This is a genomic window from Arthrobacter sp. Cza30 (assembly GCF_059090765.1).
The window spans coordinates 727130-745746 of record NZ_JBNHGA010000003.1 but is presented as its reverse complement, the minus strand read 5'-3'; the positions used below and the strand labels follow the sequence as shown (position 1 = coordinate 745746).

Below are 18617 nucleotides of genomic sequence, written 5' to 3'. Positions count from 1 at the left end.
GCTGAGGCGATCGCACGGGGGATCGCGCCTCCGCCTGCACGGCGTCTCCGCCGCTCACCACGGCGCCACGCGCGAGACTCGCCGGGAATCAGCCGCCCGGGGTCAGGACCAGCGTGTCGGTGGTTGCGGCGTCCACCGCCTCGGGTGTGTAGGCCCATCGCGTCAGCTCCACCCGCTGCCACGCCTCCGTCTGGTCGACGTAGTTCGGGTGATACGTGTGCCCGCTCGCACCGGTCAGGTGATTCCAGCCCGACGCGTCGAAGTCGCCCAGGTCGACGACCATGCGCATGGAGGGCACGGTGATGGTGGCGAAACTCGAGCCGAGGTCCCAACCGGTCGCGTTGACGATCGACGAGCCGCCGCCCACGGCGTAGGGACCGCGGTTGAACAGGTACTCGATCGGCGCGATGCCCGAGGAGCCGAACGTCTCGCTCTTCAGCGACAGCGCGTGCAGACCGCCCCAGTTCCAGCGCGCCGGATTGTCGCCCTGCAGCTGGGCCAGTCGGCGCTCGGCTTCGATCGCGGACTGCTCGAGCATCTCCGCCATGCTGCTGACGCCGAGCGACTCGTTCGTCCACCAGGGAGCGTCCGGGTTCTTGAGCAGCTCGTCGACGACGAGGAAGAGCCGGCCTTGGTCGCTGCGCGGCGCCGGGTTGTCGCGACCCTCGACGAAGAGGTTCGTCACCAGGGTGTCCCACAGCACGTTGGCGTACGCGGCGGCCGCGGAGTCGGCGGCGTTCTGCGCGTCCCACTCGCGCAGCAGGTCGAGCGCCGCATCCGTCCGCTCCCGACCGGTCGTGACGTCCATATAGGCGGCTGTCAGACGCATGCCGATGAAGGAGAAGTTGTCGGCCTGGATGCTGCGGAGGTCGTCAGCGGTGATCGGTCCGTTCGCGATCTTGCGCTGGATCAGCTCGGTGATCCGGGCCGCGCGCCAGCCGTAGTCCCAGTCGCGCGTGAGGAAGTAGGGGTAGTCCTCGCCGACGATCGCGTTGTTCGCGGTGACGATGAAGCCCTCGGGCGGGTTGTACGACACCGGCAGCTCCTCGAAGGGGATGTATCCCTGCCAGGCGTAGGCCGAGTCCCATCCGGGCTGCGGCATGGAGCCGTCGCCCGCGCCGCGGGTAGGAAGCCGGCCGGGCGTCTGGTAGCCGATGTTGCCCTCGATGTCGGCGTAGACGAGGTTCTGCGCCGGAACGTCGAAGAGCGCCGCCGCTCCCCGGAAGTCGTCGAAGTCGCGCGCCGCGTTCATGGCGAACAGCGCGGTCGCGGTGGTGCCGGGCTCGAGCGCCGTCCAGCGCAGACTGACGGCGTACTGGCCCTCGGGCGCATCGGCGGGCGGCGCGACGGCGCCGTCCGTTCCGGTGTAGGGGTTCGCGGCGATGGCGGTGAAGTCGCCGGTCAGCCCTGACACGATCGGTCCGTTGACCGTGGCGTGGATGACGAGCTCGACGTCGTCGCCCCCGGCGACCTCGATCGTCTCGGTGCGCTCCTCCAGCGGCACGAGGGCGCCGTCGTACCAGTACTGGCCGTCCTCGATCTTCTCGAGGTAGAGGTCGGTCACATCGGTCGTGAGGTTCGTGAAGCCCCACGCGATGCGGTCGTTGTGTCCGATGATCACGCCGGGAACGCCCGAGAAGCCGAAACCGGCGACGTCGAACGGGCACTCATCCGACACGGTCGCGCAGCGCAGCCCGATCTGATGCCACACGCTCGGCAGCGATGCACCCAGGTGCGGGTCGTTCGCGAGCAGCGGCATTCCGGACTCGGTGTGATTGCCGGAGACGACCCACGAGTTCGACCCGATGCCCTCGCCGACGCCCCCGACCAGCCGGCTGACCGCTTCGATGATGCCGTCGACCTCGGTCCACTCGATGGACGATGTGGCGGTATCCGTCTCGGTCCCGCTCTCATCGATGTCGGGGACGGTGCCGACCTCGGGGACGCTCGAGATCTCGGGCACGATGACGGGATTCCGGTCGAAGGGGTACTCGGGGTACAGCTGCGCGAGCTCCTCCGCCGTGAAGTCGCCCGCGATGACGGCGCGCTCGGTCTCGTCCTCGATGTTGGTGCGAAGGTCCCATGCCATCGCCTTCAGCCACGCCACCGAGTCCGCCGGCGTCCACGGCTCGATCTCGTAGTCCGGGTTCTGCAGGCCCAGCACGGCGTACTCGAAGGATGCGTCGGCGCCGTCGTTCTCGGCGAGGTACGCGTTCACCCCGTCGGCGTAAGCCTCGTAGTATGCGCGCTCCAGCTCGCCCAGCGCCTCGACCTCCTGCTCGGCGATCTCACGCCAGCCGAGCGTCCGCAGGAACTTGTCGGTCGCGAGCTGCGATTCCCCGAACAGCTCGGACAGCCGTCCGCTGGTGACGTGGCGGCGGAAGTCCATCTCCCAGAACCGGTCCTGAGCATGCACGTAGCCCTGCGCGAAGAACAGGTCCTGCGCGGTGCCGGCCGTGATGCGAGGGATGCCGAGGACATCGCGCTGCACCGTCACCTCGTCGTCGAGGCCGGGCACGGCGAGCTCGCCGCTCACCTGCGGGAACGACCGCTGCACCGTGAACGCGAGGAAGCCCACCGCGATGAGAGCGAGGACGATCACGCCCGCGATGACGCCGTACACCGTGATGCCGATCGTGCGACCGATCGAACGGCGTCGACGCGGCGTCTCGACCACTTCCTCTTCGGGTGGAGTCAGGAGCTTCGACATTGAAGGACTTTCGGGTCGGTCGGCGGCACGCGGTGTCGAGCACCGCGGAACCGAGTGCCGCGCGTTCGGGTCACGCGGCACACCTGGGAATCGTAGCCCCGCAGGCCGTTCCCCGCCGAATGTCGCACGGTTTCCAGCGCCGGCGGGCGCGCACGCTCACGCCCCGGCTGCCACCGACGGCGACACCCGGACGATCGTGCAAGGTCGATCAGTCCGTGCCGGAGTCGAACGCCGCGGCCTCGGACGCGGCATCCGTCGCCTCGGCCAGCTCTTCGCGCTCGGCGCTGAGGTGCTCGGCGGGCTCGGTGATCTCGTCGGCCGACCCCTGCTCCAGGCGCCCGACGAGGGCGCCGGTCGCGCCGCCGATGAGCCCCTGCGAGGCGTAGTACTCCAGGCGCACCCGCGAGTCGGCGATGTCGAGGTTGCGCATGGTGAGCTGTCCGATGCGGTCGGTGGGACCGAAGGCCGCGTCGCCGACGCGCTCCATCGAGAGCTTCTCGGGGTGGTACGACAGGCCGGGGCCGGTCGTGTCGAGGATCGTGTAGTCCTCGCCGCGGCGCAGGCGCAGCGTGACCGAGCCCGTGATGGTCGAGCCGACCCACTTCTGGATCGACTCTCGCAGCATGAGCGACTGCGGCTCGAGCCAGCGGCCCTCGTACATGAGGCGACCGAGCCGGCGGCCCTGCTCGTGGTACGTCGCGAGGGTGTCCTCGTTCAGGATGCCGTTGACCAGGCGCTCGTAGGCGATGAACAGCAGCGCCATGCCCGGCGCCTCGTAGATGCCGCGCGACTTCGCCTCGATGATGCGGTTCTCGATCTGGTCGCTCATCCCCAGCCCGTGGCGGCCCCCGATGCGGTTCGCCTCGAACACGAGCTCCACCGGGTCGGCGTACTCGACGCCGTTGAGGGCCACGGGGCGGCCGGCGTCGAAGGTGACCGTGACGTCCTCGGTCTCGATCTGCACCGACGGGTCCCAGAAGCGCACGCCCATGATGGGTTCGACCGTCTCGAGCGAGACATCCAGATGCTCGAGCGTCTTGGCCTCGTGGGTCGCGCCCCAGATGTTCGCGTCGGTGGAGTACGCCTTCTCGACGGAATCCCGGTACGGGAACCCGTGCTCGACGAGCCACTGGCTCATCTCGGTGCGGCCGCCGAGCTCGGTGACGAAGTCGGCGTCGAGCCACGGCTTGTAGATGCGCAGCGCGGGGTTGGCGAGCAGGCCGTAGCGGTAGAACCGCTCGATGTCGTTGCCCTTGTAGGTGGACCCGTCGCCCCAGATGTCGACGCCGTCCTCCTTCATCGCCCGCACGAGGAGCGTGCCGGTGACGGCGCGCCCGATGGGGGTCGTGTTGAAGTACGTGCGGCCGGCGGACCGGATGTGGAACGCGCCGCAGGCGAGGGCGCCGAAGCCCTCCTCGACCAGCGCCGGCTTGCAGTCGACCAGGCGCGAGACCTCGGCGCCGTACGTCAGGGCGCGGTCGGGGATCGACGCGATGTCATCCTCATCGGGCTGGCCGAGGTCGCCGGTGTAGGTGCAGGGCACGGCGCCCTTGTCGCGCATCCACGCGACGGCGACGGAGGTGTCGAGCCCTCCCGAGAAGGCGATGCCGACGCGCTCGCCGACGGGCAGGGACTGGAGGACCTTCGACATGCGTTCAAGTCTATTGAGCGCGGGCGAGCCCTCACGCCGCGGGGCATCCCTCCGGAAATCCCGTACGTCCTTCCCCCGCGCGCCTATGGTGTGAGAGCGTCATGTCGCGATGGAGCGCGACGAGAGGGGATCGGCTGGAGTGCGATCGTTCCACGGGAGTCTGGCGGGAGCCCCCCGGCCCCTTGCCGACGCCGTCGACCGGCCGCAGCTGACCCGCGCGCTCTCGCTGGGGTCGTCGCTGACCGTGGTGCGAGGCGCGAGCGGGGCGGGCAAGACCGTGGCGATCCGCGCGTGGGCTGATGCGACGACGCAGCCGATCGCGTGGATCACGGTGGATGCCGCGTGCGCCGCGCCCGACCGCTTCGCGGTGGAGGCGCTCAAGCGGCTTCGTCAACTCGAGGTGGGCGAGGGCCCACGCGACCCACGCCCCGCCGGCCCCTGGACGAGGCTGCGGGAGAGCCTCGAGGCGCTCGAGGAGGAACTGGTCCTCGTGGTCGACGACGCCGCGACCGCGGACGAGGACACGCTGGTCCAGCTCTGCCGACTGCTGAGCGCCGCACCGGCGCTGCGCGTCATCGTGGCCGAGAACCGCACCACCGTGCTCGACGGGCCCGGTATCGCACTCATGGTCGACCGCAGCGAGATCGGCCCGCAGGATCTGATGTTCGGCGAGGACGAGATCGCGCGGGCGCTGGGCACCGGAGCCGAGGCATCCGCGAAGCTGCGGGAGACGACGGGCGGATTTCCGGCGGTCATCCACGCTCTGGCCAAGCGCGGCGACATCGGGGACGACGAGGCGGTTCTCGACGGCGCACTGGATGCCGTCGAGGACTACATGCGGTTGAGGCTCGCGCAATCGGGGTACGACCCCGCGGTGATCGCCACGCTCGTGCTCGTCAGTGCGGCCGAGGCGACGGATGCCGCGCTCGCCGTCACGCTCAGCCGGAACCCGGATGCCGCGCGCGTGCTGGACGAGGCCGAGCGGTTCGGCCTGGGCACCTGGAGCACTCGCAGCGGGAAGCGGCTGTTCCGCTTCGTGCCCTTCGCGCGGACCCTGCTGCTGCGTGAGCTGAAGCGACGCCACCCGGATGAGCTGACGAGGCTGCGGCATACGGTCGTGGACTGGCTGCTCGACCGTGACTCGCCGCTGCACGCCCTTCGCCTCGCGATCGCCGACGGGGACCTCGAACTCGCCAGTCGAGTGGTCAAGGGCAGCTGGCACGAGCTTCTCAGCACCCACCCGACCTCGGTGCGCGAACTGCTCGGGAACGTCCCGCTGCCGCAGCTGCGCGAGTGGCCGCTGCTGGTCATGCTGCTCGCGATCTGCCTCAACGCGGTGGGGGTTCGACGGCTTCGCGGCCTCCAGCTGTTTCGCATGGCGGTGTCAGCCGCGAACGCCGACGACACCCGCTTGTCCGACTCGGACCGGGTGTTCATCTGGACGGCCGAAAGCGCGGCGCTCCGGCTGATCGGGATGCGCGAGAACGCCGGACGCGTCGCGCTGCGAGCGCTCAAGCTGCTCATCGACATGCCCGACGACGCACGGGAGCCGCATGCCGGAGAGCTGCCGCTGATCTGCGCTCAGCTCGGCACTTCCCTGTACTACTCCGGGCATCGCCCACAGGCGCTGGAATGCTTCGCCTTCGGCGCGGCGCTCGCGGAGACGACGAACCCTCGCAACGGGCTCAGCTGTCTGGCGATGCTCAGCGGCATCCATGCGCTGAACGGGGACATGCCGGATGCGCGGCACTACATCGAGATCATCCGCGCCGGGTCATGGTCACGCGCGGGGCTCGACGGATACCAGGGCACCTTCTATCGCGTCGCCGAAGCGCTGCTGGCGCTGGAGGAGGGCGACATCGCGCGGGCGCAGGAGCACATCTCGTTCTTCGTTCCCCACCGCACGACCAGCGAGCACTGGCTGACCATGGCGCGCATCGAAGCGCACGTGGCCGTGCGGGCCCGTCAGGCCGCGGTAGGACTCACTCAGCTCGCCGCCCTCGTCACGGCACGGGGACGCGAAGCCACAAGCGGCGGTGCCCGGCGAGCGCTGATGTCGACGCGGGTGCTCCTTCATCTCGGCACCGGCGATCCATCGCAGGCTGCCGCCGTGCTCGACGGTGACGGCGGCAGCGACATCACGACGCAGATCGAGCGCGCACGCATCGCCCTCGTCGAGAACCGCCCGGCCGATGTGCTGCGCCTTCTTCGCGGCCAGCCGCCGGCTGCCGCGTCCGCACGCGTGCGTGCGAATGTGCTCACCCTTCGCGTCGCGGCGCTCCTGCGGCTGGGCGGCGGGCAGGCGGCCGCGGGAGATGTCGCCGCGCTCGCCGCGATCCTGTGCGACCGTGGTCTGCGCGACCCGCTGGCCCTGCTGCCACCGGTCGAGCTCGGTCTCACGCTCCAGGCGCTCGACGCGGCGGCGCCGTGCGCCATCGAGCCCGTCCAGTCCGTGCTCCCCGCCGCAGGCACTCCGCCGAAGCTCTCACCGCGCGAGCTGGTGGTGCTGAAGGTGCTCATGAAGGAGGCGTCGGTTCCGGCGGTCGCCGCCGAACTCGAGGTGTCCCACAACACCGTCAAGACGCAGCTGAAGAGCATCTACCGCAAGCTCGGGGTATCGGGACGCGAGGAGGCCATCGCGATGGCGGTGTCGAGGAACCTCGTCGACTGATCGGCGCCGTGACGCGGATAGACCGAGCCGTCAGCGGCGCCGCGTCGCCAGCATCCGCCCACCGATCCCGGAGACGAGCGCGATCGCGCCCAGCGCGACGACCCAGACCGCGGCGGTGCCGCCGGTCGTGGCGAGGTCGGCGAAGGCGGGAGAGGCGCCTGGCTGCTGGGCGGGCGAAAGCGGGGCCGCCGTGGCCGAGGGGGTGGCGGACGGCGTCGGCGTCATCTGCGTCAGCGTCACCTGCACCGTCAACGACGCCGCGCCGTTCCGCGTCGCCATGCCCGCCTCCCACGGTAGCGCGGCCGTCAGCGGGATCTGCGCGATCGCTCCCGGCTGCAGCGTGGGACCGGCCCAGGGCTCGTCATCGCCGAGGCTCTCGCCGTCCGCGGTGGCGACGAGAGCGTCGGCGAGGGCCGCATCGGCGGAAACCGCTGGGTCGACGGGCGTCCACGTGGCGCGTACCGATGTGACGGCGGGGTCCGCCGACGCGTTGCGGATCCACAGCGTCCGTGAGGCCGTGTCTCCCGGCACGAAGGTGTCGTCGGCGAACAGCACGAGCGACTCGCCGCTCGTCCACGTCCTCCCGTCGCCGCTGAGCTCGAGCTCCTCGGAAGGCGGGGGCTCCGTCGCAGCGCGCGCCGGGATGGGCGCGCCCACGACCGACCATGCGAGCGCGGCGATCACACAGGCTGCGGCGGCGCGCGGCGCGCTCCGCCGACGCACACCGTCCCGGATCAGCACGAGAGCGCCGTAGCCGACGGCGAGTGCTCCGATCGTGGTGACGACGACGGACTTGACGGCCGGGGTGGCCCAGACGTTGATGCGACCCAGCCACGGCACGGCGTACACGACCACGCCCCGCAGCTGTGCGGCCTGCACGGGTTCGGCGTCGGCGACGTTGTTGGCGTCGCCGCGGGTGATGAGCAGGCGCTCCCCGTGCCCGTCCTCGGTCACGCCGACCACCCGGTGGGTCGCCACCTCCGGCTGCCCCGACCGCAGCTGGAACGTGACGATGTCTCCCGCCTCGACGTCGTCGATGTCGATGGGACGCACGCCGACCAGGTGCCCGGGTTCGAGGCCGGGACGCATGCTGCCGGTCAGCACCGTGTACGGCTGGGCGCCGAGCAGGAACGGCACGACGACGGTGAAGACCGCGAGAAAGCACACGACCGCGACGAGCGCCGCCGTGACCCAGCCGAAGAGCGTGCGCGCCGGACTGCGGCCTCGTGACCGGGACGTCATGCGCACCGCGCCCCGAGCGGAAGCACGGTGTACGCCACGGGCTGCTGCGGGCTGGAATCCGGTGAGGTCCAGCCGGAGCGCACGGTCTTCACGCTGACCTGCAGAGTGCCGGGACTCAGAAGACCGGCGAGTCCGCCCAGCAGACCGGCGTTGATGACGATGAAGGGTTCGTCTACCAGCCGGCTCTGCGCGCCGCCGGCATAGGAGATCGTCACTTCGTAGCGCGCCGGCGCATCCGCCGCGGGCCAGGACACCCTCGCCGACGCGTTCAGGAGGGAACCGGCGTTGTCGCAGTCGATCGTCGCGGGAGGCGTCACCGTCCCCGCCGAGACAGTCACGGCTGGTGCCGTCGTGCTGGCGCGCCAGTAGGCGAGCGACGAACCGGGTGCGGCACCCACCAGCACGGCCGCCGCGACCGCGATGGCCACCGTCCGTCGCGCCAGGCGCCGTCGATGCGAACGCTGCGTCATCCGCCCACCTGTTCCGCCGAGACGATGATCGTGGGGGACAGCGCCTGACCCTGCAGCGAGCCGGGCGCACCCGTGGCCAGTGTGTAGCGGACGCAGACGTCCACGGCCGTCCCGATGCTGAGCGACCCGGTGGCGGGATACCCGTCGGCGGCAACCGGCGTCGCCGATCCGCAGCCGCCGGTCCACGCCTGGAAGGACGTGTACGGGCTGAACGCGTCCGCGACGGAGCCGGCGATCAGCATCCGCCATCCGAGGGTGCTGCCGGCGCCGACGCCGGTGACGCGCAGTGTCGCCTCGACACTGTCGCCGGGGAACAGCGGTCCCCATGTCGGGGCGCCGCCGACCCAGTGGGCGGTCACGTCGAGGTCTCCGGTGGTCGACACCCCCGCCGGCAGGGCGGAGCTCCGCTGCCACAGGCCGTGCGCGCCGGATGCTCCGAGCACGAGTGCCAGGAGCATCCCGGCGATCACGCCGATGTGTGAACGACGCATGACCGGAGGGGACGACTCAGCTGGTCGCCTGGGTCAGCGTGAACTCCACGGCGCTCAGGTCCAGCGGCGTGTTCACCAGGTCGCGGTCGGTTGTGGCGCCGTCGAACGTGATGGTCACAGTCGCGGTGACCGTCCCGGCCGTCTCCGGCGTGAACCGGTAGGTGTCGGCGCCCTCGGCGACGCCGCCGGACACCGACAGGTCGATGGTGAACGCGTCGGCTGCGGCGGCCGGGATCGCGTCGGCGGCATCCACGGCGAGCAGGCCCTGGATGGTGTCGCCGACGAGGGTGACGGTCACCGGCTGCGTCAAGGTCAGCACATCGCCGGGCACGATGCGGACGCTGCTCGGGTCGGCGACGGCGGTGGGGCCGCCGATGACGCCGTCGATCGTCCAGGATCCGGTGCCGAGCGAGAGGTCGAGATCGCCGGACTGGATCGTGCCGGCGGCGAGCGTCTCGGTCGTCGTCCAGTAGGCGAGCGTGGTGCCGCCACCGAGCAGCAGCACGGCGCCGGCGGCGATCGCGATGACGCCCTTGGTCCGGCCGCCCTTGGCGGTGCGGCCGCGGGCCCGGTCGCGGCGTGTGACGGTGGTCCCCGATGCTGCGGAAACGGCGCTTTGCGTGGTCATTTTTCCCCCTTGTCCTGCGATTCCCCCGCAGAGTCGACACAGAGTATCGACCACGCACGGCGGCGGCGAATCGTCTCACCTCCCGCTATCACCCCCGGGGTGATATCACGGCTCCTCACGACGCCCGGGCGACGTCTCGGAACGCGATCCGGCCGCGGAATCTGGCAATTCGCTCGAAGTCCGCGATGACTCGGCGTCCCCCAATCGGGGGACACGCTACGTTGATTCGCATGAACGCGGGCGGCCGCTGGGGAGCCGTTCGCGAGCTGAGGGGGAGTCATCAGACTGGGGCTGTGAAGCTTCCCGCGCACGGCGGGTCACCCCGGGTACGTCGGACTGCAGCCGACGCACCCGGGGTGTCGTCGTCTCTGCGGTCCCCGATCGCCTCGTGGCGGCGCCGGAGCCGCACGAGGGCCCTGGATAGGATGGGGTGTAACCGTCCGATAACGGGGGAGTAGCCCATGCCAGGCATCGTGATCGTCGGCGTCCAGTGGGGAGACGAGGGCAAGGGCAAGGCCACTGACCTCCTCGGCGAGCGGACGGACTGGGTCGTCAAGTTCAACGGCGGCAACAACGCCGGCCACACCGTCGTCATCGGCAACGAGAAGTACGCGCTGCACCTGCTGCCCAGCGGCATCCTCTCCCCCGGCGTCAACGCCGTCATCGGCAACGGCGTCGTGGTCGACCTCGAGGTGCTCTTCGCCGAGCTCGAGGCGCTCAACGCCCGCGGCGTGGACACGTCCCGCCTGCGACTGAGCGCGAACGCGCACATCATCACGCACTACCACCGCACCCTCGACAAGGTGACCGAGCGGTTCCTCGGCAAGCGCCAGATCGGCACCACCGGTCGTGGCATCGGGCCGACCTACGCCGACAAGATCAACCGCGTCGGCATCCGCGTGCAGGATCTCTTCGACGAGAACATCCTCCGCCAGAAGGTCGAGGGCGCGCTCGACCAGAAGAACCACCTGCTCGTGAAGGTGTTCAACCGGCGCGCCATCACCGTCGACGAGATCGTGGAGGACCTGCTGTCGTACGCCGACCGCGTGCGTCCGCTCGTCGCAGACACCTCGCTGCTGCTCAACGACGCGCTGGATGCCGGCGACGTCGTGGTGTTCGAAGGCGGCCAGGCGACCATGCTCGACGTCGACCACGGCACCTACCCCTTCGTGACGTCGTCCTCCGCGACGGCCGGCGGCGCGTCCACGGGATCCGGCGTGGGCCCCAACCGCCTCGACCGCATCGTCGGGATCGTCAAGGCCTACACCACGCGGGTCGGCTCCGGGCCGTTCCCGACGGAGCTCTTCGACGAGCACGGCGAGTGGCTGCGCTCACGCGGGTTCGAGTTCGGCACCACGACCGGGCGTCCCCGCCGCGTCGGCTGGTACGACGCGCCGATCACCCGCTACGCGACGCGGATCAACGGCATCACCGATCTCGTGCTGACCAAGCTCGACATCCTCACCGGGCTCGACAGCATCCCGGTGTGCGTGGCGTACGACGTCGAGGGCGAGCGGTTCGACGAGGTTCCCGTCAACCAGTCCGACTTCCACCACGCGGTGCCGATCTACGAGTACTTCCCCGGCTGGAAGCAGGACATCACCGGGGCCCGCACCTTCGAAGACCTGCCGGTCGAGGCGCAGGACTACGTGCTGGCGCTCGAGCGGATGAGCGGCACCCGCATCTCGGTGATCGGCGTCGGCGCCGCCCGTGACGCCGTCATCGTGCGGCACGACCTCATCGACTGATGGCGTCCGCGAGCCGCTCCTCGGTGCCGGCCCGGCGAGCGGAGAGGGAGACGGTGGCGTGAGGTTCTGGGTAGGCGGCTACGGCGCGGACGGCGGCGGCAGCGCCGAAGGGATCGGGATGCTGCTCGCCGACGCCGCCGACGAGGCTTCGGCGGGCGGTGCCCTGGCGTTCACCGGCATGGTCGCGGCAGCCGACTCGCCGTCGTGGATCGCGACGCACCCGCGTCTCGACGTCCTCTACGCCGCACTCGAGCACCGCGGGGCCGTGCAGGCCTACCGCCGCACGGGCGAGAGCTCCTTCACCCTGCTCGGCGATGCGGTCACGACCGGCGCGGCGACATGCCACGTGGCCGTCGCCCCCGACGGCCGCTCGCTCATCGCGAGCTGCTGGGGTGACGGTCGCGTGGTGCGCGTGGCGCTGGACGACGCCGGACGCCCGACGCGCGCGGTCGCGGCCCCCGCCGCCGCCGATCCCTACGGCCCGGATGCCGCGCCCGCCGTCGGGGCCGACCTCGACCTGGCGGCCGCGGCGCGCGCCCTGCGGGAAGCGGCGGGCGCGGAGTACGCGCACCTCGTCCCCGACATGGGCGGAGCCGCCGACCCGGCGGACGCCAGCGCCGGCGAGGCATCCGATCGCTCCTCACGCGCTCACCAGGCGGTGTTCCTTCCGGGTGGCCTGCTGGCGACGACCGATCTCGGCTTCGATCTCGTGCGTCTGTGGCGAGCGGATGCGTCGGGAATCGCTCCGCACCAGGACGTGGCCCTTCCCCGAGGCAGCGGTCCCCGCCATCTCGTGTGGCATCCGAGCGGGCACCTCTACGTCGTGACCGAGCTGTCGTGCGAGGTGTTCGTGCTCGCCGCCGCGGACGGCACCTGGAGCGTGGTCAGCGGGGCGCCGATCGGCGCGGGCACCCTCCCGGGTGACGCAGGAGCCGAGCTGGCGCTCTCGCGCGACGGCGAGTTCCTCTACGCCGGGGCCCGAGGCAGCAACACCATCGGCACGCTGCGCGTGCGCGGCCAAGGCGACCGCCTGGAGCCGGTCGCCCTCGTCGACGCGGGCGTCGACTGGCCACGCCATCACGCGGTGGTGCGGGACATCCTCCTCGTCGCCGGAGAGCGCTCGGACGAGGTCGCCTCGCTCACCCTCGACATCCGGACCGGCGTGCCCGGGCGGGTGCGCAGCCGGACGTCGGCGCCCACCCCCACGTGCGTCGTGCCCGCGCGCTGACCGGGGTCGGATAGCCTGATCGGCGGACGGAAGGCGGGTATGGCTTCGGACAGGACGTTGAGCGCTGCGGCGCGCAACCGACTGTTCGCATTCAACGGCTTCACCTGGATCTTCGGGATCGTCGTGATCGTCCTGATCGCGGCCGGGACGTTCTCGGACCTGCCGGCAGCGGGCGGCGGCGGTTCCGACGACTACGCCTACGAACCCTGGCGGAACCCCGACCCCGTGCTTGCGGACGACGAAGGCGACGGCGTCTACAGCGGCGTCGACGGTGCGATGATCCGCCTGAGCGATCTCGACCCCGGTCAGCCGCTGTTCATCAGCGCCCTCGACGACACCTACGTCGGCGGGATCACCGTCACGGGCCCCGGCGGAGAGATGCTCGCCGAGAACGAGTACGGAGACCCTGCCGACTTCACCTCGTACATCTCCGTCGACGGCCAGTACGTCGTCGTCCCGCAGGCGGACGTCGAGCTGTGGATCGACGGCTTCAGCGACGAGCGGTGGCGCGCGCGGGTGACGACCCCCGCGCTCGACGAGGAGTCCGGCACCGTCAGCGGTTTCGGCCCGGCCGCGTTCCTCTATCGCGGGGATGCCACCACCGCGCGGGTGAGCACTCGCGGTGAGGGACGCGTGTCCATCGACGCCGTCACGGTCACCGGCGTCACCGAGCTGCTGTCCGAGAGGGACGGCGTCGACCGGTCCGTCGCGTGGGCCGACAGTGATCTCGTGGTCTTCGTCGTCGACGCGTGGGACGACAGCGGCTGGACCATCGAGTTCCCGCCGCCCGCGGCGCCTGCGCCGTCCGGCTCCGCCTCCCCGTCCGCCACACCCGCGCCCACCGGGGGGATGCCGTGAGCGCGGGGGCCGAGCGCATCCGCCGGTTCTCGATCGGCGCGTGGGTCGTCGGGGTCGTCGTGATCTCGGTCATCGCGACCGTCGTCATGCCGCAGATCATGGTGGATCCCGACACCGGACGGGTCTACGTCGACGAGCCCGCAGGCGATGACATCGACTACCCCTGGCTGGGCGAGGGCGTGGAAGAGCTCGCGATCGTCGACGGGAAGATCCAGGGCACGCGGGACGGCGGGTATCTCCGTCTCGAGGCCGGTGCCGACATGATGATGATCTCGGCCGGCGAGCGAGATGTCGACACCGCCGACTGGGTCCGCGTCTATCAGCAGCTCAACACGGAGACCGACGTCGAGTCGGATGACTGGCTCAGCCCGGGGTTCCTCGGCAGCCTCTATCCCGACACGGACGTCCTCGTACTGCCTGGCGACCAGGATGGACTGCTGTGGTTCTCGGCCGCTCTCGAGGAGTGGACCGCGACCGTCAGCACGCCGGAGGTCATCCCGATGGGCGAGAGCTACTCGGGCGAGGGCAACGCGGTCCTCCTCTATGAGGGCGACGCCTTGAGCGGCCGCTTCCAGCACACCGGGTCGGGACTTTTCATCGTCGGAGCCGTCACGGTGGGCGATTGGCAGCTGCTGGTGAACGAGGCCGACGAGGTGGACGTCCGCACGTCCTGGCCGCCGACCGACCGCGTCGTGTTCCAGGTGGAGTCCGACACCGGCGACGGGACCTGGGCGATCACGCTCGATACTCCGGCGGCGGTGACCGGCGGCGACGCCGCCGACTCCGAGCCGCCCGACCCGGGCGCGACGCCGTGAACGCCGCCGGTACCAGGGCGACCACGACCACCCCTGCCACACGAGGAGACGATGTGACCTTCGCTGACACGCTCGACGAGGCGTTCAAGGCGCGCCTGCCGCTGCTCTACATCGAGACGGGCGAGGAGGTGCGGGCGATCAGCGCGATCGCCGACGCCGCGGCCGCGCAGCGGAACGCGCGCGCGCTGTGGACGTGGACGTCCGCCCTCGGCCTGACGGGTCCGGACGGCAAGTCCGTCGCGAACACCGCCAACCCTGCGCGGGCGCTGCAGCACATCGCCGGCGTGCAGGAGCCCTCCGTCTTCGTGTTCTGCGACCTGCACGCCTACTTCGGCAGCGAGCACCGCGCCGGTGATCCGGCGATCGTCCGAACGGTCCGCGAGACGGCACTGGAGTTCCGCCATGGCGACGTGTCGCGCACTCTGGTCATCACCGCTCCGGTGCGGGTCATCCCGCCCGAGCTGGACGAGCTCACGCATCTGCTGGACTTCCCGTTGCCCACCGCCGCCGAGATCCGTGAGCTCCTCGACACGATGATCGACAACAACGCCAGCGGCGGCGGGCGGATCCGAGTGGATGCCGACGACGCGGCCCGCGAGCAGCTCGTCCACGCGGCACTGGGACTGTCGATGGCCGAGGCCGAGAACGCGTTCGCCCGCGCCATGGTCAACGACGGGCGTCTCTCCGCCGACGACATCGGCATCGTGCTCGACGAGAAGCGCCAGGTGGTGCGCAAGTCCGGCGTCCTGGAGTTCGTGAAGTCCGACCTCGACCTCGGAGACGTCGGAGGCCTGAACAATCTCAAGCGCTGGCTCTCGCGCCGCGACGGCTCGTGGCTCGGCGACGCGCGCGAGTACGGACTCCCCGCCCCCAAGGGGGTGCTCATCACCGGCGTCCCCGGGTGTGGGAAGTCGCTGACCGCGAAGGCGACCGCGGCTTCGTGGGGGCTGCCGCTGCTGCGCCTGGACATCGGCCGCATCTTCTCGGGGCTGGTCGGGTCCAGCGAGCAGAACCTCCGCACGGCGATCGCCACCGCCGAGGCCGTCGCGCCGTGCATCCTGTGGGTCGACGAGATCGAGAAGGGCTTCTCGAACACGACCGGGCAGGGCGACTCGGGCACGACTGCACGCGTGTTCGGCACGTTCCTGACGTGGATGCAGGAGAAGCGGCATCCGGTGTTCGTCGTGGCCACCGCCAACAACATCGACGTGCTGCCTCCCGAGTTCCTGCGGAAGGGACGCTTCGACGAGATCTTCTTCGTCGACCTGCCCACCGCGCAGGAGCGGGAGGCCATCTGGACGCTGCAGATCCAGGCGCGCGCCACCGAGGCCAACGGCCTCGCCGAGATCGTGTCGGACCGATCGGCGATCGCCGCGCTGGTCGCCGCCAGCGAGAACCACTCCGGCGCCGAGATCGAGCAGGCGGTCGTCGCCGCGCTCTACGAGGGTTACAGTGCGCGAGGCATCGTCACCGCCGCGATGCTGCAGCACGTCGTGGAGACGATGATCCCGCTGGCCGTCACTCAGGCCGAGGAGGTGCAGCGGATCCGCGGGTGGGCGACGCAGCGGGCGGTGCGCGCGACCGGAGCAGAGGACCTCGATGCCGCCGAGCTGCACGACGGCGAGGCGGAGGGCGTGCTCTCGTCGCGGCGCGGCGGGCGCACGGTCGACTACTGAGGAACGGGAGGACGGTGAGCGACATGGCCAAGCAGCTCGTGGTCAAGCTTCGCGCCGACGGCACGGTCGACGCCGAGACGTTCGGCATGCAGGGGCCCGAATGCCTGGAGTACATCGAGGCGCTCGAGGCGCTGCTGGATGCCGAGACGGTGTCGTCGAGCTTCACCGACGACTACACCGCCGTGGGGACGTCGGCCTCCGACGTCGCTGTGGTGGACGCCGAGCAGGAGGACCGGGGCCTCTGATGCACGTGGTCGCGCAGTCACCGGGAAGCGGGGGAGCCGCCTCGCTCCTCGGCGCGACGATGCCTGCGCCGCGGCCGGGGGAGCTCGTGCGGTGGTCGCGCTTCCTGCCCGCGACCCGGGCCGAGGGCCCGGGCGTCCGGGCTGTGGTCTGGCTGCAGGGCTGCGCCGTGCGGTGCCCGGGATGCTTCAACCCGCAGCTGTGGGCCGATCGCGGCGCCGTCGTCTCGGACACCCACGCGCTCACCGAGGAGTGGATCAGCCGGGCGCGCAGCGCCGGAGCGGAGGGACTCACTCTGCTCGGCGGGGAGCCGTTCGATCAGGCGGCCGCGATGGCCGTCACCGCGGAGGCGTTCCGCGAGAGCGGCTTGACGGTGATGACCTTCACGGGCTACCCGCTGGAGCGGCTCGTCCGCTGGAGCCGCACGCGGCCCGACATCGCCCGCCTGCTGCAGGCGACGGACCTGCTGTGCGACGGCCCGTTCCTGCGTGGGCTGCCGGACACCCGACGCCCGTGGGTGGGATCGCGCAATCAGGGCATCCGCGCGCTGACCGACGCGTATGCGGAGGAGGTGGGCCGCATCGCCACCGACGGCGGTCACGACAGGCTCGAGGTGCGCATCGCGCGCGACGGCACCGTCGCCGTGAACGGCTGGGCGACGGATGCCGCGCTGGCCGCGCTGCTGGATGATCTGGGGGTCCGCGCCGACCGGCCGGGCGACCCGCGGAAGAACGCGACGGCGGCGCGGTCCGCCGACACGACAAGAACGAGAGCGGAGATCGCGCGATGAGCGTGTCCTTGATTCTGATCCCGGCGGCGCTCGCCGCCGTCACCGCGGTCAGCGCGGCCGGCGGGGTGGGCGTTCTGTCCCTGTCCGGGAAGCAGAGCGCGACGGACGACGATCGCGCCATCGCCGCCGAATCGGACGGGGGCGCGCGGCCGATCCAGGTGCGCACGCGGATGAAGGACCCCGACCTGCTGGGCGACGCGCTGCGAGACCTCGGCGCGACCGACCTCGCCGTCGGCCGCGATGAGATCACCGCCGTGATCGACGACGTCGAGGTCGTCCTGACCCGCACTCCCGACGGCGTCTGGGCCGCCCACTTCGCTCGCGCGGACGGCCATGACCTCGCGGAGTCCGTCGCGGTGCGGATCGTGGAGGAACTGGATGCCGCCTACGCGCGGCACGTCCAGCAGGCCGTCGCCGCCCGGATCCGCGATCGCGCCGCGGTGGCCGGCTTCGAACTCGTCTCGGAGACCCGTGACGACGAGGACACCGTGACGATGGTGCTGAACGTCAAGGAGTACGCGTGAGCACCGCACGCACGACCGGTGCAACGGACACGCCGAGCCTCGGCTGGCTGCTCGGGATGAGCTCCTGGATGCTCCTGACCGTCGTTCCCGGCCCCATGCTGGCCTGGCTCGGCTTCTCGATCGTGGGCGGCGTCTCGCGCAGCCGCCGCGTGATCGGCGTGGGCATTGCGGCGGCGGCGATGGCGGTCCTGGCGAACCTTCCGCTGTGGGGAACGTGGCAGCCGATCGTCGCGACCGTGGTCTATCTCGCCGGCATGCTGGTCGCCCTCATGGTCAACCCCGGCTGGCTGCGCACGATGTGGGAGCGGCGGACCGATGCGGGGGCATCCCGGACACGCGACGCGACGTGGCACCGACGCGCGACCACGACACCCGCCGACCGCCGGCCCGGACAGCGGTCGCCGTCCACCAAGCGCTCGAAGACCCGCGCGCAGCGCAAGGCCGAGGCGCGGGCCGACGCGGCGGCGAAGGCCGCGAGCACGAACCCGGAAGCGCGGACGGAGAAGTCCCCGGAAGCGACCTCGTCGGCCGCCTCGTCCGGTTCCGGCGACGAAGCGCGGCAGCTCGCCGCCGCAGCCGGCGCCTCCACCCACCGCTACCTCGCCACCGAACCGGAGCCCGCGGAGCCGGTCGACGTGAACACCGCAGCCGCTGACGAGCTCATGACGCTTCCCGGCGTCACGCGCGCCCGCGCGCGCCGTGCCGTCAAGCAGCGCGAGGAGCGAGGCGGCTTCACCTCGCTCGAGCAGTTCGGCGAGATCATCGGGCTGCAGCCGCACGAGATCGTCCGGCTGCGTCGCACGGCGACGTGCTCGCCTCGCCCTCGCGGCGAGCGCCGCTTCGGGCGCCGCGTGGATTACTGACGCCGTCCG

The 18617-nt window shown here is 71.1% G+C and carries 16 protein-coding genes; 10 read left to right on the top strand and 6 right to left on the bottom strand.

What is annotated here, in order from left to right:
- Window positions 1-88 precede the first annotated feature (88 nt).
- Together AC5RVZ_RS12930 and argG are read right to left on the bottom strand one after the other, a co-directional pair.
- On the bottom strand, window positions 89-2710 hold the full coding sequence (locus AC5RVZ_RS12930; protein ID WP_494066162.1) for a penicillin acylase family protein: 2622 nt from the start codon (window positions 2708-2710) through the stop codon (window positions 89-91).
- 208 nt (window positions 2711-2918) lie between these two features.
- Complete coding sequence (gene argG, locus AC5RVZ_RS12925; RefSeq protein ID WP_494066161.1) at window positions 2919-4361, bottom strand: argininosuccinate synthase; 1443 nt, start codon at window positions 4359-4361, stop codon at window positions 2919-2921.
- Between the two features lie 139 nt (window positions 4362-4500).
- Here argG and AC5RVZ_RS12920 point away from each other — a divergent pair, with 139 nt between their 5' ends.
- Window positions 4501-7032 (top strand): LuxR C-terminal-related transcriptional regulator, encoded by a 2532-nt coding sequence (locus AC5RVZ_RS12920; protein ID WP_494066160.1) that lies wholly within the window; start codon window positions 4501-4503, stop codon window positions 7030-7032.
- A gap of 30 nt (window positions 7033-7062) precedes the next feature.
- Here AC5RVZ_RS12920 and AC5RVZ_RS12915 read toward each other — a convergent pair whose 3' ends face one another.
- From AC5RVZ_RS12915 to AC5RVZ_RS12900, 4 genes are read right to left on the bottom strand one after another with little or no spacing between them, the layout of a single operon-like run.
- A complete protein-coding gene (locus tag AC5RVZ_RS12915) occupies window positions 7063-8274 on the bottom strand; it encodes a signal peptidase I (protein ID WP_494066159.1) in 1212 nt (403 codons plus the stop codon).
- Window positions 8271-8744, bottom strand: coding sequence for a hypothetical protein (locus AC5RVZ_RS12910; protein WP_494066158.1), 474 nt, complete (start codon window positions 8742-8744; stop codon window positions 8271-8273). The genes AC5RVZ_RS12915 and AC5RVZ_RS12910 overlap by 4 nt, the downstream gene beginning before the upstream one ends.
- A complete protein-coding gene (locus AC5RVZ_RS12905) occupies window positions 8741-9235 on the bottom strand; it encodes a hypothetical protein (protein ID WP_494066157.1) in 495 nt (164 codons plus the stop codon). Before AC5RVZ_RS12905 ends, AC5RVZ_RS12910 begins: the two co-directional genes overlap by 4 nt.
- Window positions 9236-9251: 16 nt before the next feature.
- Complete coding sequence (locus AC5RVZ_RS12900; protein ID WP_494066156.1) at window positions 9252-9863, bottom strand: alternate-type signal peptide domain-containing protein; 612 nt, start codon at window positions 9861-9863, stop codon at window positions 9252-9254.
- A gap of 461 nt (window positions 9864-10324) precedes the next feature.
- Here AC5RVZ_RS12900 and AC5RVZ_RS12895 point away from each other — a divergent pair, with 461 nt between their 5' ends.
- Genes AC5RVZ_RS12895 through AC5RVZ_RS12855 form a run of 9 tightly spaced genes read left to right on the top strand, consistent with a single transcriptional unit; the run spans window position 10325 to window position 18608 of the window.
- Window positions 10325-11611, top strand: coding sequence for an adenylosuccinate synthase (locus AC5RVZ_RS12895; protein WP_494066155.1), 1287 nt, complete (start codon window positions 10325-10327; stop codon window positions 11609-11611).
- Between the two features lie 58 nt (window positions 11612-11669).
- Window positions 11670-12839 carry a lactonase family protein gene (locus AC5RVZ_RS12890; RefSeq protein WP_494066154.1) on the top strand — a complete coding sequence of 390 codons (1170 nt, stop codon included), beginning with the start codon at window positions 11670-11672 and terminating at the stop codon, window positions 12837-12839.
- A gap of 39 nt (window positions 12840-12878) precedes the next feature.
- Window positions 12879-13697 carry a hypothetical protein gene (locus tag AC5RVZ_RS12885; protein ID WP_494066153.1) on the top strand — a complete coding sequence of 273 codons (819 nt, stop codon included), beginning with the start codon at window positions 12879-12881 and terminating at the stop codon, window positions 13695-13697.
- Entirely contained in the window at window positions 13694-14512 is an 819-nt protein-coding gene (locus AC5RVZ_RS12880; protein WP_494066152.1) for a hypothetical protein, read from the top strand. Before AC5RVZ_RS12885 ends, AC5RVZ_RS12880 begins: the two co-directional genes overlap by 4 nt.
- A 53-nt stretch (window positions 14513-14565) precedes the next feature.
- The gene (locus tag AC5RVZ_RS12875; RefSeq protein ID WP_494066151.1) at window positions 14566-16188 is read left to right on the top strand and encodes an AAA family ATPase; all 1623 of its coding nucleotides are present in this window, start codon (window positions 14566-14568) and stop codon (window positions 16186-16188) included.
- A 23-nt stretch (window positions 16189-16211) separates the two neighbouring features.
- The gene (locus AC5RVZ_RS12870) at window positions 16212-16433 is read left to right on the top strand and encodes a DUF2997 domain-containing protein (RefSeq protein WP_494066282.1); all 222 of its coding nucleotides are present in this window, start codon (window positions 16212-16214) and stop codon (window positions 16431-16433) included.
- Window positions 16433-17221: a 4Fe-4S single cluster domain-containing protein gene (locus AC5RVZ_RS12865; protein WP_494066150.1), complete on the top strand. Its 789-nt coding sequence runs from the start codon at window positions 16433-16435 to the stop codon at window positions 17219-17221. Before AC5RVZ_RS12870 ends, AC5RVZ_RS12865 begins: the two co-directional genes overlap by 1 nt.
- Window positions 17218-17745, top strand: a complete 528-nt coding sequence (locus AC5RVZ_RS12860; RefSeq protein ID WP_494066149.1) for a hypothetical protein — start codon at window positions 17218-17220, stop codon at window positions 17743-17745. Before AC5RVZ_RS12865 ends, AC5RVZ_RS12860 begins: the two co-directional genes overlap by 4 nt.
- Window positions 17742-18608: a ComEA family DNA-binding protein gene (locus AC5RVZ_RS12855; protein ID WP_494066148.1), complete on the top strand. Its 867-nt coding sequence runs from the start codon at window positions 17742-17744 to the stop codon at window positions 18606-18608. Before AC5RVZ_RS12860 ends, AC5RVZ_RS12855 begins: the two co-directional genes overlap by 4 nt.
- Window positions 18609-18617 lie beyond the last annotated feature (9 nt).